General features: G+C 52.8%; 14 protein-coding genes. 8 read left to right on the top strand and 6 right to left on the bottom strand.

The features are described 5' to 3' along the window. Position 1: 1 nt before the first annotated feature. The 6 genes from EnteroDNA1_RS18825 to EnteroDNA1_RS18855 form a co-directional block, all read right to left on the bottom strand. Positions 2 to 328, bottom strand: coding sequence for a cytochrome o ubiquinol oxidase subunit IV (locus EnteroDNA1_RS18825; RefSeq protein ID WP_006176899.1), 327 nt, complete (start codon positions 326 to 328; stop codon positions 2 to 4). Beyond that, positions 328 to 942 carry a cytochrome o ubiquinol oxidase subunit III gene (locus EnteroDNA1_RS18830; protein ID WP_023334703.1) on the bottom strand — a complete coding sequence of 205 codons (615 nt, stop codon included), beginning with the start codon at positions 940 to 942 and terminating at the stop codon, positions 328 to 330. The genes EnteroDNA1_RS18825 and EnteroDNA1_RS18830 overlap by 1 nt, the downstream gene beginning before the upstream one ends. Next, entirely contained in the window at positions 932 to 2,923 is a 1,992-nt protein-coding gene (gene cyoB, locus EnteroDNA1_RS18835) for a cytochrome o ubiquinol oxidase subunit I (protein WP_014168864.1), read from the bottom strand. Before cyoB ends, EnteroDNA1_RS18830 begins: the two co-directional genes overlap by 11 nt. 16 nt (positions 2,924 to 2,939) lie before the next feature. Continuing rightward, entirely contained in the window at positions 2,940 to 3,887 is a 948-nt protein-coding gene (cyoA, locus tag EnteroDNA1_RS18840) for a cytochrome o ubiquinol oxidase subunit II (RefSeq protein WP_014882770.1), read from the bottom strand. A gap of 477 nt (positions 3,888 to 4,364) precedes the next feature. Continuing rightward, a complete protein-coding gene (gene ampG / locus EnteroDNA1_RS18850) occupies positions 4,365 to 5,840 on the bottom strand; it encodes a muropeptide MFS transporter AmpG (RefSeq protein ID WP_033144772.1) in 1,476 nt (491 codons plus the stop codon). 46 nt (positions 5,841 to 5,886) lie between these two features. Then, positions 5,887 to 6,465, bottom strand: coding sequence for a lipoprotein (locus EnteroDNA1_RS18855; RefSeq protein ID WP_023310568.1), 579 nt, complete (start codon positions 6,463 to 6,465; stop codon positions 5,887 to 5,889). 305 nt (positions 6,466 to 6,770) lie between these two features. Here EnteroDNA1_RS18855 and bolA point away from each other — a divergent pair, with 305 nt between their 5' ends. The 8 genes from bolA (at position 6,771) to EnteroDNA1_RS18895 (ending at position 16,634) form a co-directional block, all read left to right on the top strand. Beyond that, a complete protein-coding gene (gene bolA, locus EnteroDNA1_RS18860) occupies positions 6,771 to 7,088 on the top strand; it encodes a transcriptional regulator BolA (RefSeq protein WP_021241655.1) in 318 nt (105 codons plus the stop codon). Between the two features lie 330 nt (positions 7,089 to 7,418). Continuing rightward, the gene (tig, locus tag EnteroDNA1_RS18865) at positions 7,419 to 8,717 is read left to right on the top strand and encodes a trigger factor (protein ID WP_023310569.1); all 1,299 of its coding nucleotides are present in this window, start codon (positions 7,419 to 7,421) and stop codon (positions 8,715 to 8,717) included. Positions 8,718 to 8,977: 260 nt separating this feature from the next. Then, positions 8,978 to 9,601, top strand: a complete 624-nt coding sequence (gene clpP, locus EnteroDNA1_RS18870; RefSeq protein WP_010428105.1) for an ATP-dependent Clp endopeptidase proteolytic subunit ClpP — start codon at positions 8,978 to 8,980, stop codon at positions 9,599 to 9,601. Between the two features lie 126 nt (positions 9,602 to 9,727). Next, the gene (clpX, locus tag EnteroDNA1_RS18875; protein WP_023310570.1) at positions 9,728 to 11,002 is read left to right on the top strand and encodes an ATP-dependent protease ATP-binding subunit ClpX; all 1,275 of its coding nucleotides are present in this window, start codon (positions 9,728 to 9,730) and stop codon (positions 11,000 to 11,002) included. A 182-nt stretch (positions 11,003 to 11,184) separates the two neighbouring features. After that, on the top strand, positions 11,185 to 13,539 hold the full coding sequence (gene lon / locus EnteroDNA1_RS18880) for an endopeptidase La (RefSeq protein WP_023334706.1): 2,355 nt from the start codon (positions 11,185 to 11,187) through the stop codon (positions 13,537 to 13,539). Between the two features lie 210 nt (positions 13,540 to 13,749). Next, a complete protein-coding gene (gene hupB / locus EnteroDNA1_RS18885) occupies positions 13,750 to 14,022 on the top strand; it encodes a nucleoid-associated protein HU-beta (RefSeq protein ID WP_002444653.1) in 273 nt (90 codons plus the stop codon). Positions 14,023 to 14,234: 212 nt separating this feature from the next. After that, positions 14,235 to 16,106, top strand: coding sequence for a peptidylprolyl isomerase (ppiD, locus tag EnteroDNA1_RS18890; protein ID WP_033144773.1), 1,872 nt, complete (start codon positions 14,235 to 14,237; stop codon positions 16,104 to 16,106). Between the two features lie 147 nt (positions 16,107 to 16,253). Further along, a complete protein-coding gene (locus tag EnteroDNA1_RS18895) occupies positions 16,254 to 16,634 on the top strand; it encodes a helix-hairpin-helix domain-containing protein (RefSeq protein ID WP_039263937.1) in 381 nt (126 codons plus the stop codon). Positions 16,635 to 16,684: the final 50 nt, after the last annotated feature.

Genomic DNA, 16,684 nt, shown 5'->3' on the forward strand with positions numbered 1-16,684 from the left:
CTTAGTGAACCATCATGTTGTAGTTGAGGTTCCACATAATCCAGATGGAACCGACTACCAGGATAGCGATGATAATCACGGTAAAGATAAAGGCGGTCATATTCCAGCCTTCATCGGACTTGGTGTTCATGTGCAGGAAGCAAACCAGATGCACCAGAATCTGAATCACCGCGGTCACCAGGATTGCACCCAGAATAACCGGCTTAGACGCAGAACCGCTCATCACCATCCAGAACGGGATCACCGTCAGGATGATCGACAGGATGAAACCTGTCATGTAGGTTTTTACGCTACCGTGGGAAGCGCCATGATCGTTTGAATGACTCATTACATCGCCCCCATCAGATATACAACAGAGAACACACAGATCCACACCACGTCCAGGAAGTGCCAGAACAGGCTCAGGCACATGATACGGGTACGGTTAGTGCTGGTCAGGCCGCGACGGGATACCTGGAACATCAGTACCGCCATCCAGATCAGACCAGAGGTGACGTGCAGACCGTGGGTACCGACCAGCGCGAAGAACGCGGACAGGAAGCCACTGCGATCTGGACCGAAACCTTCCAGAATCAGGTGATGGAATTCATAGATTTCCATCCCGATAAATCCAGCACCAAACAGCCAGGTCAACGCCAGCCAGGACACAACCTGGCTCTTGTTGTTTTTGTACATGGCGATAGCCGCCATGCCGTAGGTGATGGAGCTGAATAACAGCAGTGCGGTTTCAACCAGAACGAACGGCAGTTCAAAGATGTCCTTGCCAGCCGGGCCGCCCGCCGTGCCGTTCACCAGAACGGCATAGGTCGCGAACAGACAGCAGAACAGAATGCAGTCGCTCATCAGGTAGATCCAGAAACCGAAGACTTTGGTCGGTCCTGTATCGTGGTGCGCATGTTCATGCGCGTGGGCAGTTGAGTGCGCCAGAGTATCAGTTGCCATTTTTCAGCCCCGCTTTAGAAATCTCGTCGAAATGCTGATTTTCCAGCTTCTCAACTTCACGGACTGGTACGTAGTAGTCCACGTCCTCGTCAAAGCTCTTCACAATCCAGCTGATTACGATGCCGGCGAAGCCAACAATCGCCATCCACCAGATGTGCCAGATCATTGCGAAACCAAATACCGTTGCGAAAGCGGCAATGACAATGCCCGCACCGCTGTTTTTCGGCATGTGGATCTCTTCGTAATGAGCTGGTTGCTTGTACGCTTCACCTTTCTCTTTCATTTCCCAGAATGCGTCGCGTTCATGAACCTGCGGCACGATGGCAAAGTTATAGAAAGGAGGTGGAGAAGAGGTTGCCCACTCCAGCGTACGGCCACCCCATGGGTCACCGGTCAGATCACGGTTCTGATCGCGGTCGCGAATAGACACGTAGAACTGAATCAGCTGAGACGCGATACCGCAGGCAATCAGCACGGCGCCGCCCGCTGCAACCATCAGCATTGGGTGGAACTGCGGATCGATCTGCTGGCTCAGACGACGGGTCATACCCATGAAGCCCAGCACGTAAAGCGGCATAAATGCTACGAAGAAGCCGATGATCCAGAACCAGAACGCGCGTTTACCCCATTTTTCGTTCAGCGTGAAGCCGAACGCTTTTGGCCACCAGTAGGTTACGCCAGCGAAGCAGCCGAAGACCACGCCACCGATGATAACGTTATGGAAGTGCGCAATCAGGAACAGGCTGTTGTGCAGAACGAAGTCAGCACCTGGTACCGCCAGCAGTACGCCGGTCATCCCACCTACGGAGAAGGTCACGATGAAGCCGATGGTCCACAGCATCGCTGAGTGGAACACGATACGGCCCTGATACATGGTGAACAGCCAGTTGAAGATCTTCACCCCGGTAGGGATGGCGATAATCATGGTGGTAATACCGAAGAAGGCGTTTACGTTCGCGCCCGCACCCATGGTGAAGAAGTGGTGCAGCCAAACGATGAACGACAGAACGGTAATACACACGGTTGCCCACACCAGAGAAGTGTAACCAAACAGACGTTTACGCGAGAAGGTTGCCGCGATTTCGGAGAACACACCGAACACAGGCAGAACCAGAATGTACACTTCCGGGTGACCCCAGGCCCAAATCAGGTTGATGTACATCATCATGTTGCCACCCATATCATTCGTGAAGAAATGGGTGCCCAGGTAGCGGTCCAGGGTCAGCAGCGCGATGGTGACGGTCAGAATTGGGAAGGAGGCAATAATCAGGATGTTGGCGCACAGAGATGCCCAGGTAAATACCGGCATCTTGAACATGGTCATGCCTGGGGCACGCATCTTGATAATGGTCACGAAGAAGTTGATACCGGTCAGGGTAGTACCGACACCGGAGAGCTGAAGCGCCCAAATCCAGTAGTCGACGCCAACGCCCGGACTGTACTCAATTCCTGACAGCGGCGGGTAAGCCAGCCAGCCGGTCTGCGCGAATTCGCCCACACCCAGTGACAGGTTAACCAGGATAACGCCGACAACCGTGAACCAGAAGCTCAGGTTGTTCAGGAACGGGAACGCCACGTCGCGCGCGCCGATTTGCAGCGGAACGACAACGTTCATCAGACCGATAACCAGCGGCATCGCCACGAAGAAGATCATGATAACGCCGTGGGCGGTAAAGATCTGATCGTAGTGGTGCGGTGGCAGGAAGCCGGCTTCGCCCGCAGAAGCGAGTGCCTGCTGGCTACGCATCATGATCGCATCCGCAAAGCCACGAATTAACATGACGATACCGACGATGCAGTACATGATACCGAGTTTTTTGTGGTCAACCGAAGTCAGCCACTCGTTCCACAGGTAGCTCCACTTACCGAAGTAAGTGATCAGGGCCAGTAAGGCCGCGCCACCAATGATAATTGCAGCCACCGTAACCACGATAATCGGTTCATGGTAGGGCACTGCATCCAGTGTCAATTTTCCGAACATTTTCTTCCTCGGCCCCTTAGTGAGCGGTTTCCGCGTGGCTCATGTCCATGCCTTCCATACCTTCGTGCGCGCTGTGCTCGCCTTCAGGCTGGGTCATGTCCATGCTCTTGCCGTGATCCATAAATTTGCCAATAACGTCTTTGAACAAATCTGGTTTCACATTAGAGAAGTACTCCACCTTGTTGTATTCGCTTGGTGCAGCCACTTTTTCGAACGCCGCCATGTCAGACATGGTGTTTGGAGACTGCTTCGCTTTTTCAACCCACTGGTCGAAAGCGGCACGGTCTGGCGTCGCAATAGCTTTGAACTTCATACCTGAGAAGCCCGGGCCGCTATAGCTGGCGGAGATACCATCATAGGTGCCTGCTTCATTCGCGATCAGGTGCAGGTTGGTCTGCATACCGGCCATCGCGTAAATCTGGCTACCCAGACGTGGGATGAAGAAGGAGTTCATTACGGAGTTGGAGGTCACTTTGAACTGAACCGGAGTGTTCGCCGGGAAGGCGATTTCATTCACGGTAGCAATACCCTGCTCTGGATAGATGAAGAACCATTTCCAGTCCATGGAGACCACTTCAATGGTAATAGGTTTCTCATCGTGAACCAGCGGTTTGCTTGGCTCAAGTGCGTGAGTGGTTTTCCAGGTCAGTACGGCAAGGAACAGGATGATCAGAATAGGTACCGTCCAGACCACAGCTTCCACTTTATTGGAGTGTGACCAGTTAGGGCTATACTTCGCATCTTTATTGCTCGCACGATACTTCCAGGCGAAACCAACAGCCATCAAAATGGCAGGAATAACCACAATCAACATCAGGCCAAAAGCCGTCAATATCAGTGAACGTTGTTCCAGTCCAATCTGTCCTTTGGGGTCTAGTAGTGCAGAATCGCAGCCACTGAGTAATACAGTGCCCGCGAATAATGACAACCATCCCAAACTTTTATTGTATTTCCCGAGTCTCATTTAACGACCTCAATTCCACGGAGTCTGGTGGCGTTTAAAGTGTGCGGGCATTTTACGGGAAGGTTACATTACTGTAAACATCATTAGGCCTGTGTCAGGAAGGTGTTACCGGGTTCTGCCGCACGTGTCACAAGTGTTGCAAATTATGTCGGTTTTTATGACCGAAGCCGCATGGCATGGGCTTTATAACGAAAGGACCCCCAAGCATACCCTAAAAGGGGCAATTGGTATAACCATTGTTGAAAATAAACAAAAAATTAACAATTAATTATCAATTAAAAGACATCTGAAAAACGAAAAATCAAACTCTCGTATGCTGAATCGTTTAATGAAAAATAGCGTTTTGGAATTGGAGCCAATAATTTCCAAATCCTATCCCGCACAAAACAACAAATATTTTTTTTGCGCCTGGCGGCTATTTCGCCGTTATAATTTCGGTTAGTGATTACAACGGGAAATAACCTTTCGCATTTTTCTTCAGGTCATCTGCGTTTTACGCAACGCCATGAAATCAAGCAGACCTCCGGTCAGGATCCCGGCGATAGCCAGCAGGGCGCCTGCGTCCAGCAGAAGGGCTTCGAAAGGGAGTACCAGAGAGGTGCTGGCATTGATAATAAGCACCACAAGCCAGAGCGCCAGAGCAATGCAACCCGCCATTAACAGACGCAGCGCAAAACGGTAGGCGCGGCGATATTCGGTGCGCGGCATAAAATGTTCTGTCCGCTGGGTATATTCCAGCGTCTGACGGCAGACCAGCAGCAATAAAATCCCCGGCACGGCAGCCACGACCGAGAAGAGATAAAATGTTGGCCAGCCGTGGGCTTCCACGAACCAGCCGGCAATCGGGCCAACGTACACGCGGCCAACTGCGGAAAGCGCCGAGAGCAGAGCGAACTGGGTAGCGGAAAACGACTTATTGCACAGGGTCATCAGCAGGGCGACAAACGCCGCTGTTCCCATGCCGCCGCAGAGGTTTTCGAAGAACACCGCCGCGGCCATGCTGATCGTATGTTTGTCGGTAATCGACAGCAGCCAGTAGCCTGCGTTAGAGGCGCCCTGAAGGATGCCGAAAATTAGCAGCGCGCGAAACAGCGTCAGGCGCTGCATCAGCACGCCGCCATAAAGCGCGCCGACAATCGTCGCAAACAGCCCCAGCGTTTTATTCACCACACCCACTTCACCGGCGTCAAAACCGACGCCCCGGATCAGGAAGGTGGTGGTCAAACTCATGGCAAAGGCATCGCCCAGCTTATAAAGGACGATGAGCAGCAGGATCAGCCAGGCGTTGTTGCGGCCAAAGAAGTCACGAAGCGGTTCGGCGACGGCCTGCTCCAGCGAGCGGGGAACCGGAATAACGTCACTCGGTTCGGGCGCGAACAGCGTCGCGATAATGCAGGGGATCAGCAGGGCGGCCATCAGCCAGTACATGCCCTGCCAGCCGAGGTAACGGTCGGCCAGCCACAGCGCCAGCCCGCCGGAGACCAGCATCCCGAGGCGATAGCCCAGCACGCTGATTGCTGCACCAGCGCCGCGCTCTTCAGCAGGTAACACGTCCGTCTTCCAGGCGTCGAACACAATATCCTGAGAGGCGGAACAGAAGGCAATCACCACCGCAAGCGCTGCCATCCAGCGAAGCTGGGTGGTGGGTTCAAGAAATCCCATCGCCGCAATAGCCAGCAGCAGCAGGATCTGCGTCATCACTAGCCAGCCGCGTCGACGTCCGAGGAAAGGCGGCGTGTAGCGATCCATGACCGGAGACCACAGGAATTTAAAGACATAGGCCTGGCCGACAAGCGAGAAGAAACCAATGGTTTTAAGATCGATGTTCTCAACCGTCATCCACGCCTGAAGCGTGCCGGAAGTGAGCGCGAGGGGTAAACCCGAGGCGAAGCCGAGGATCAGCAGGATCGCTGATTTCGGTTGCTGGAAAATGCGTAAGTAATGGCTGGACATGTTCTTATAAAACTGACCCGGTGATACACCGGGTCAGCGAGCGGGATTAACGCGCGTTCTGCTTGATGAAGTCGTGAATGCTGGTGTCCTGCGCCATATCGGCGATGGTATCGGTCAGCACGCTGTTCACGGCGTTAGCAATGTTCTGGTTAGAAGCCTGGAAGGCACCTTCAACAGAGTAGCTGGCGCGGTAGTTTTTGGTCATCTTGTTGCCATTCTTCGCGGTGGCAATGATGGCGATATCCGCTTTGGTCGCAATGTTGTAGCGCACGTTGCCCTGAGACACGTCAGCGTACAGGTTATTCACGATGATCTGCAGATCAACCGCGCCGCTTGGGCCAATCATGTAGCCGCGAGCGGTCATCTGTTTCTCCAGCACTTCCTGGAGCAGGAAGCGCAGGTCGCGGGACGCGGTGAGAGTAACCTGCTGGTTATCGCGGGTCACTTTAGCCAGCGCCTGATCCTGACGCTGATCGGCACCGTTAATGCTCACGGTGACGCCCATCAGGCTTGGATCCTGCTGAGGCAGGGTGATTTTTGGTGAGACATCAATGGTGGTAGGTGGGGTAGCACAGCCTGCCAGCATAAAAAGGGCTACCAACGGAAAGAAGAGTTTTTTTAACATTTTCGGGTTCTCAACGAATCGTAAGCATATAAAGAGAAAAATTGCCGCCATCATAACATCGCCAACGGCGAGGGGAAGTGGTCAACGCATGTAAATTCATCGCCTTGTCCGAAAACTGACCAGATCACCCTTTTTCCCAATCCGTGTATGACAAAACGTATGAGTCTCACAGTGAACTTCATTCGTTTGAATGAGAAAATCAGACGAAAGCTAAATATTTGTTGTCAAGGTGTAATGGAAACGGTAAAAGCGGCTAACATTTAAAGGGATGGGTGACATCCTGGCGTTGTCGGAGGAGTAATTTCATGATGATACGTGAGCATATAGAAGATAAATTAAGGGCAGCGTTCAACCCTGTGTTCCTCGAAGTCGTCGACGAAAGCTATCGTCATAACGTGCCGGCAGGTTCTGAAAGCCACTTTAAAGTGGTTCTGGTTAGCGATCGCTTCACGGGAGAACGTTTCCTGAATCGACACCGCTTGATCTACAGCACCTTGACGGAAGAGCTCTCCACGACCGTGCATGCGCTGGCACTGCATACCTACACCATTAAGGAATGGGAAGGCCTGCAGGATACGGTTTTCGCATCGCCGCCCTGTCGCGGTGCAGGCACTATCGCCTGATAAATCGGATTTGCAACGGCTGGAGCTTTTCCAGTATGTTGCTTACAGATTTCCTCAAAACGGCCTCCGGGCCGTTTTGTTTTGTCTGAGTTTTGAGCGAATGGAGCGATTTTAAGACTAAAAATAGCCTTAAAGTGTGAAAAAAGCCGCAGCAACATGCCCCAACCGTTCTCGACTCACCTAAGTGATGCCGCTATAATGCCGCGTCTTATTGAATGTCTTCGGGATGATTCTGGCGACAGGGAATGTGAATCTGCACTAAGAGAGCATCCCGGTATAACAGACAGATTCAGAGTTGACCGAGCACTGTGATTTTTTTGAGGTAACAAGATGCAAGTTTCAGTTGAAACCACTCAAGGCCTTGGCCGCCGTGTAACGATTACTATCGCTGCTGACAGCATCGAAACTGCTGTGAAAAGCGAGCTGGTCAACGTAGCAAAAAAAGTACGTATTGACGGCTTCCGCAAGGGCAAAGTACCAATGAATGTTGTTGCTCAGCGTTATGGCGCTTCCGTGCGTCAGGATGTGCTGGGTGAACTGATGAGCCGTAACTTTATTGATGCGATCATCAAAGAAAAAATCAATCCGGCCGGCGCGCCTAACTACGTTCCAGGCGAATACAAACTGGGCGAAGACTTCACCTACTCCGTTGAGTTCGAAGTGTACCCGGAAGTTGAGCTGAAAGGTCTGGAATCTATCGAAGTTGAAAAACCAGTTGTTTCCGTGACTGACGAAGACGTTGACGGCATGCTGGATACCCTGCGCAAACAGCAGGCGAACTGGAAAGAGAAAGAAGGCGCTGTTGACGCTGAAGACCGTGTCACCATCGACTTCACCGGTTCTGTAGACGGCGAAGAGTTCGAAGGCGGTAAAGCGTCTGACTTCGTACTGGCGATGGGCCAGGGTCGTATGATCCCAGGCTTCGAAGACGGTATCAAAGGCCACAAGGCTGGCGAAGAGTTCACCATCGACGTGACCTTCCCGGAAGAATACCACGCTGAAAACCTGAAAGGGAAAGCAGCGAAGTTCGCTATCAACCTGAAAAAAGTTGAAGAGCGCGAACTGCCAGAACTGACTGAAGAATTCATCAAGCGTTTCGGCGTGGAAGATGGTTCCGTAGCGGGTCTGCGTACCGAAGTGCGTAAGAACATGGAACGCGAACTGAACGGCGCTGTACGTAACCGTGTGAAATCTCAGGCGATCGAAGGTCTGGTGAAAGCCAACGAAATCGACGTTCCAGCTGCCCTGATCGACAGCGAAATCGACGTTCTGCGCCGTCAGGCTGCACAGCGTTTCGGTGGCAACCAGCAGCAAGCGATGGAACTGCCACGCGAGCTGTTCGAAGAGCAAGCGAAACGCCGCGTTGTTGTTGGCCTGCTGCTGGGCGAAGTAATTCGTACCCACGAGCTGAAAGCTGACGAAGAGCGTGTGAAAGGCCTGATCGAAGAGATGGCTTCTGCATACGAAGATCCATCAGAAGTGATCGAGTTCTACGGTAAGAACAAAGAGCTGATGGACAACATGCGCAACGTTGCCCTGGAAGAGCAGGCTGTTGAAGCGGTACTGGCGAAAGCGAAAGTGACCGAAAAAGCGACCTCTTTCAACGAACTGATGAACCAGCAGGCGTAATTTCGCCCCAACGGTTTAAAGTTTGAACAGAAAACCCGTTGCCTTGCGGCAGCGGGTTTTTTTTATCGCAGCGATAGCCCAGGAAGAGTGCTAAAACGCCCTTTCGGTGTTAGCGTAACAACAAAAGGTTGTTATGCTTGAAATAGGGCACTGTGAACCCCATAAGTACGTAATCATGATGAATGAGACTGGCTGATAATCCGTCCGTAAGGTTACAATCAGTACAGCAGGTGTTTTCAATTTTGATCCAGGAGACGGAAATGTCATACAGTGGCGAACGAGATAACTTTGCACCCCATATGGCTCTGGTGCCAATGGTTATTGAACAGACCTCACGTGGTGAGCGTTCTTTTGATATCTATTCCCGTCTGCTCAAGGAACGCGTTATCTTTCTGACCGGCCAGGTGGAAGACCACATGGCTAACCTGATCGTGGCGCAGATGCTGTTTCTGGAAGCGGAAAACCCGGAAAAAGACATTTACCTGTACATTAACTCCCCGGGTGGCGTGATTACAGCAGGAATGTCCATTTATGACACCATGCAATTCATCAAGCCTGATGTAAGCACTATCTGTATGGGTCAGGCTGCATCAATGGGCGCGTTCCTGTTAACAGCAGGGGCGAAAGGTAAGCGTTTCTGCTTGCCAAATTCCCGCGTGATGATTCACCAGCCGCTGGGCGGTTACCAGGGGCAGGCGACGGATATCGAAATCCACGCCCGCGAAATTCTGAAAGTAAAAGCGCGCATGAATGAACTTATGGCGCAGCATACGGGTCAACCACTCGAGCAGATCGAGCGCGATACCGAGCGCGATCGCTTCCTCTCTGCTCCAGAGGCAGTTGAGTACGGCTTAGTCGACTCCGTGTTGACCCATCGTAATTGATGCCCGCGACGCGAGTGTGCCGCTATACTAAGGTAGGGCGGCACGCTGCTGATTGCAGCTTGCGTCTTAGAATGGCATTTGCGTCGTCATGTGCGGCACAAAGAACTTAAAAAGAGGTTTGGACTCATGACAGATAAACGCAAAGATGGTTCGGGCAAACTGCTGTACTGCTCTTTTTGCGGCAAAAGCCAGCATGAAGTGCGTAAACTGATTGCCGGGCCGTCCGTGTATATCTGCGACGAATGTGTCGATTTATGTAACGACATCATTCGCGAAGAGATTAAAGAAGTCGCACCGCACCGTGAGCGCAGCGCGCTGCCAACGCCGCATGAAATTCGTCATCACCTTGACGACTACGTCATCGGACAGGAGCAGGCCAAGAAAGTGCTGGCGGTAGCGGTCTATAACCACTACAAACGTCTGCGTAACGGCGACACCAGCAATGGCGTAGAACTGGGTAAAAGTAACATTCTGCTGATCGGCCCAACCGGTTCCGGTAAAACGCTGCTGGCTGAAACCCTGGCGCGCCTGCTTGATGTTCCGTTCACGATGGCGGATGCCACCACCCTGACCGAGGCCGGTTATGTGGGTGAGGACGTCGAAAACATCATTCAGAAACTGCTGCAGAAGTGCGATTACGACGTACAGAAAGCCCAGCGCGGGATTGTTTACATCGATGAGATCGACAAGATCTCCCGTAAATCTGACAACCCGTCCATTACCCGTGACGTATCGGGCGAAGGCGTACAGCAGGCACTGCTGAAGCTGATTGAAGGTACGGTTGCTGCCGTTCCGCCACAGGGTGGTCGTAAACATCCGCAGCAGGAGTTCCTGCAGGTTGATACCTCCAAGATCCTGTTCATCTGTGGTGGCGCGTTTGCTGGTCTGGACAAAGTCATCTCCCACCGTGTTGAAACCGGCTCCGGCATTGGTTTTGGCGCAACGGTGAAATCGACGTCCGAAAAACCAAACGAAGGCGAACTGCTGTCTCAGGTTGAACCGGAAGATTTGATCAAATTCGGTCTGATCCCTGAATTCATCGGCCGTCTGCCGGTTGTGGCAACGCTGAATGAGCTGAGCGAAGACGCGCTGATCCAGATCCTGAAAGAGCCGAAAAATGCGCTGACCAAGCAGTATCAGGCGCTGTTCAATCTGGAAGGCGTTGATCTGGAATTCCGCGACGAAGCGCTGGATGCTATTGCCAAGAAAGCGATGGTCCGTAAAACCGGTGCCCGTGGTCTGCGTTCAATTGTTGAAGCGGCACTGCTCGACACCATGTACGATCTTCCGTCGATGGAAGACGTTGAGAAAGTGGTGATTGACGAGTCCGTCATTAGCGGTCAAACCAAGCCGCTGCTGATTTACGGCAAACCGGAAGCGCAGCAGGCATCTGGCGAATAATTAACCAAATCATACAAGCAGTTAATCAAAAAGGGGGGATTTTATCTCCCCTTTACTTTTTCCGTATTCATAGCGTTGAATGTGTGGGAAACATCCCCATATACTGGATACATGTTAATGGTTATGTGAAGCACAGTGACATGACCAGCTTACCTGGCGGACACTAACTAAGAGAGAGCTCTATGAATCCTGAGCGTTCTGAACGCATTGAAATCCCCGTATTGCCGTTGCGCGATGTGGTGGTTTATCCGCACATGGTCATACCCTTATTTGTAGGGCGGGAAAAATCTATCCGTTGCCTCGAAGCCGCCATGGATCATGATAAAAAAATCATGCTGGTCGCGCAGAAAGAAGCATCAACGGATGAGCCGGGTGTAAACGATCTTTTCACCGTCGGGACCGTGGCCTCTATTTTGCAGATGCTGAAGCTGCCTGACGGCACCGTGAAGGTGCTGGTAGAAGGCCTGCAGCGTGCGCGTATTACCACTCTGTCAGACGACGGCGAGCACTTCTCTGCAAAGGCAGAGTACCTTGATTCGCCTGAGCTTGATGAGCGTGAACAGGAAGTGCTGGTTCGCACCGCGATTAGCCAGTTTGAAGGCTATATCAAGCTGAACAAGAAAATTCCACCAGAAGTGCTGACGTCGCTGAACAGCATCGACGATCCTGCGCGTCTGGCGGACACCATCGCTGCACATATGCCGCTGAAGCTGGCTGACAAGCAGTCCGTGCTGGAAATGTCCGACGTTAACGAACGTCTGGAATACCTGATGGCGATGATGGAGTCTGAAATCGATCTGCTGCAGGTTGAGAAGCGCATTCGCAACCGCGTCAAAAAGCAGATGGAGAAATCTCAGCGTGAGTACTATCTGAACGAGCAAATGAAGGCCATTCAGAAAGAACTGGGCGAGATGGACGACGCGCCGGACGAAAACGAAGCGCTGAAGCGTAAGATCGACGCGGCGAAGATGCCGAAAGAGGCGAAAGAGAAGGCTGAAGCAGAACTGCAGAAGCTGAAAATGATGTCTCCAATGTCGGCTGAAGCGACCGTTGTTCGCGGCTACATTGAGTGGATGGTGCAGGTTCCGTGGAACGCCCGCAGCAAGGTCAAAAAAGACCTGCGTCAGGCGCAGGAAATCCTGGATACCGACCACTACGGTCTGGAACGCGTGAAAGACCGCATTCTTGAGTACCTCGCGGTACAAAGCCGTGTAAACAAAATTAAAGGCCCAATTCTGTGCCTGGTTGGACCGCCGGGGGTGGGTAAAACCTCTCTGGGTCAGTCCATCGCCAAAGCGACCGGACGTAAGTATATCCGTATGGCGCTGGGTGGCGTACGTGATGAAGCGGAAATCCGCGGTCACCGCCGTACCTACATCGGTTCTATGCCGGGTAAACTGATCCAGAAGATGGCGAAAGTGGGGGTTAAAAACCCGCTATTCCTGCTCGATGAGATCGACAAGATGTCGTCGGACATGCGTGGCGACCCTGCGTCTGCACTGCTGGAAGTGCTTGATCCAGAACAGAACGTAGCGTTCAGCGATCACTACCTGGAAGTGGACTACGACCTGAGCGATGTGATGTTCGTGGCGACCTCCAACTCCATGAACATTCCGGCCCCGCTGCTGGACCGTATGGAAGTGATCCGTCTCTCCGGTTATACCGAAGATGAGAAGCTGAACATCGCTAAGCAGCACCTGCTGCCGAAACAGATTGAGCGTAACGCGCTGAAAGCCAACGAGCTGACCGTCGAGGACAGCGCGATTATCGGCATCATTCGCTACTACACCCGTGAAGCGGGCGTGCGTAGCCTTGAGCGTGAAATCTCGAAACTGTGTCGTAAAGCGGTGAAACAGCTGCTGCTGGATAAGAGCCTGAAGCACATTGTGATTAACGGCGACAATCTGCATGCCTATCTCGGCGTTCAGCGCTTCGACTACGGTCGAGCGGACAACGAAAACCGCGTTGGCCAGGTGACCGGCCTGGCATGGACGGAAGTGGGCGGCGATCTGCTGACCATCGAAACCGCCTGTGTCCCTGGCAAAGGCAAGCTGACCTACACCGGCTCTCTGGGTGAAGTGATGCAGGAATCCATCCAGGCAGCGCTGACCGTGGTGCGCGCGCGCGCGGAGAAACTGGGTATCAACCCTGATTTCTACGAAAAACGCGACATCCACGTGCACGTTCCGGAAGGGGCGACGCCGAAAGATGGCCCAAGCGCGGGTATTGCTATGTGTACCGCTCTGGTTTCCTGCCTGACAGGTAACCCGGTGCGTGCCGATGTGGCAATGACCGGTGAAATTACGCTGCGTGGTCAGGTTCTGCCGATTGGTGGTTTAAAAGAAAAACTGCTGGCGGCACACCGCGGTGGGATCAAAACCGTATTGATCCCTTACGAAAACAAACGCGATCTGGAAGAGATTCCGGACAATGTGATTGCCGACCTGCAGATCCATCCTGTGAAGCGAATTGAGGAAGTTCTCAGTCTCGCACTTCAGAATGAACCCTCCGGAATGCAGGTTGTAACCGCAAAATAGTGACCTCGCGCAAAGAGCGTCAATAAAAACAAGGCTGGTAAGTCATTTCGCACTTGCCAGCCTTTTTTTGTATAGCTAATTTAGATTGCTGATTAGGTCCGTCATCAACAACGGGTGTTGTAAGGTCATGGCAGGCCTGATATAACTGCTGCGCGGTCGCGTTGTGAAGGATTCAGGCGCGATATAAATTATAAAGAGAGGAAGAGAACAGTGAATAAATCTCAACTGATTGACAAAATTGCTGCGGGTGCTGATATTTCTAAAGCTGCAGCTGGACGTGCGTTAGATGCCTTAATTGCTTCTGTTACTGAATCTCTGCAGGCTGGGGACGACGTTGCACTGGTAGGTTTCGGTACTTTTGCTGTTAAAGAGCGTGCTGCCCGTACTGGCCGCAACCCTCAGACCGGTAAAGAGATCACCATTGCTGCTGCTAAAGTGCCGGGTTTCCGTGCAGGTAAAGCGCTGAAAGACGCAGTAAACTGATTGCTTTCCCGTTTCAGGGAAGCCGGAAAGTACAAGGGCGCATCATTTGATGTGCCTTTTTTGTTTGTCCAGACCTGATTTGTGCGAGTTTATGCGAGTTGTGGGCTGACAATCGCCCCGTTTTCTTGTCACAATACGCCTTCACGCGCGACGGGCAGGATTTTCCGTCAGCGTCAGGTAACCAGTCACCTACAGCGGAGTGTTGTTACACCATGATGGACAGCTTACGCACGGCTGCTAACAGTCTCGTGCTCAAGATTATTTTCGGTATCATTATCGTGTCGTTCATATTGACCGGCGTGAGCAGTTACCTTATTGGCGGTGGCGCAAACTATGCCGCAAAAGTGAATGGCCAGGAAATCAGCCGTGGTCAGTTCGAGAATGCTTTTGCCGGTGAACGTAACCGTATGCAGCAACAGCTGGGCGACCAATTCTCTGAACTGGCGGCGAACGAAGGGTACATGAAGACCCTGCGCCAACAGACACTGAACCGTCTTATCGACGAAGCGCTGCTTGATCAGTATGCCAAAAAACTGGGCCTTGGCATCAGCGATGAGCAGGTGAAAAAAGCCATCTTCTCCACGCAAGCCTTCCAGTCTAACGGTAAATTCGACAACGCGCGTTACAACAGCATCGTCAATCAAATGGGGATGACGGCCGACCAGTACGCTCAGGCGCTGCGTAACCAGCTGACCACCCAGCAGCTCATCAATGCCGTCGTGGGCACCGATTTCATGCTCAAAGGTGAAACGGATGAACTGGCCGCGCTGGTGGCGCAGCAGCGTGTTGTACGCGAAGCGACCATTGATGTGAACGCCCTGGCGGCGAAACAGCAGGTGAGCGACGCTGACGTTAACGCTTACTACGAGCAGAACAAGAATTCCTTTGTTTCTCCAGAGCAGTTCCGCGTGAGCTACATCAAGCTGGATGCGGCCGCGCTGCAGGAAACCGCGTCTGATGCTGAAATCCAGTCTTACTACGATCAGCATCAGGATCAGTTCACTCAGCCGCAGCGTAACCGCTACAGCGTAATTCAGACGAAAACCGAGGCTGATGCTAAAGCGGCGCTGGATGAGCTGAACAAAGGCGCTGATTTCGCGACCGTTGCGAAAGCGAAATCCACCGACATTATCTCTGCGAAGAACGGCGGTGATATGGGCTGGCTGGAAGATGCGACCACGCCTGACGAGCTGAAAAATGCCGGTCTGAAAGAGAAAGGCCAGCTTTCTGGCGTCATTAAGTCTTCCGTTGGTTTCCTGGTCGTGCGTCTGGACGACATCACCGCGGCGAAAACCAAGCCGCTGGCTGACGTTCGTGATGATATCGCGGCGAAAGTGAAACAGGAAAAAGCGCTGGATGCCTACTACGCGCTGCAGCAGAAGGTAAGCGATGCTGCCAGCAACGACAACGAATCTCTGGCAGGTGCAGAGCAGGCGGCGGGCGTGAAGGCGGTTGAGACGGGCTGGTTTGGTCGTGACAACCTTCCGGAAGAGCTGAACTTCAAACCGGTTTCCGATGCCATCTTCAACGGTGGTCTGGTGGGCGAAAACGGCACGCCGGGCAGTAACTCTGACATCATTACCGTCGACGGCGATCGTGCGTTTGTGTTGCGCGTCAGCGAGCACAAGCCAGAAGCGGTCAAACCGCTGGCGGAAGTGAAGGATCAGGTCGTCGCTCAGGTTAAGCACAACAAAGCGGAACAGCAGGCGAAACTGGATGCTGAGAAGATTCTGTCCGATCTGAAAGCGGGTAAAGAAGATGCGCTGAAAGCGGCTGGCCTGAGCTTCGGTGAAGCGAAAACGCTGAGCCGTACCGGCCAGGACCCAATCAGCCAGGCCGCGTTTGGTCTGACTCTGCCTGCGAAGGACAAGCCAAGCTTTGGTACCACCACCGATACGCAGGGTAACGTTGTTCTGCTGGCGCTGGATGAAGTGAAAGCCGGTACCCTGCCAGAAGCGCAGAAGAAAGCGATGGTTCAGGGGATTACCCAGAACAATGCTCAGATTGCCTTCGAAGCCATGATGAGCAACCTGCGTAAAGAAGCCAAAATCAAGCTGGGTGATGTAATGACTCAGCAGCAGTAATTACGTGTCTGCTCGCAGATTTTCGTAACGCTCTGCAAAAACTAAAGGCCGCTTTCGCGGCCTTTTCCATTTCTGCAATCTGCTGTTTGTGCCGGTTTTATCTGGCGGCTATTGTGACCTGGCTGTCAACAAACAAGGAGATACAGCATGAAATGTGGAATCAAAGCACTGTTAATTACGCTGGCTATTGCCACCACCGGGATGAGCGCGGGCGCGCTGGCGGCGACGCCTGCCGCCAAAGCACAGGCTACCCAGAGCAAGTCCGACGCGGCAGCGCCGGTGCAAGGGCAAACCAAAGCGACAGATGCCGGTAAAAATGCGGATGATGAAGGTACGCGGGTCAGTATCAATTCGGCCTCAGCGGAAGATCTCGCCCGTGCGTTGAACGGCGTGGGCCTGAAAAAAGCGCAGGCCATCGTCAGCTACCGCGAAGAGTATGGTCCTTTCAAAACGGTCGACGATCTCAAGCAGGTGCCGGGCATGGGCAGCGCGCTGGTTGAGCGCAACCTCTCACACCTGACGCTGTAATTACGCAATTTCTTGCACTGCGGCAAAATTTTGCCAGGATAAAGAGGTCA

Source organism: Enterobacter sp. HK169 (assembly GCF_001719105.1).
Taxonomy (GTDB): Bacteria; Pseudomonadota; Gammaproteobacteria; order Enterobacterales; family Enterobacteriaceae; genus Enterobacter; species Enterobacter asburiae_B.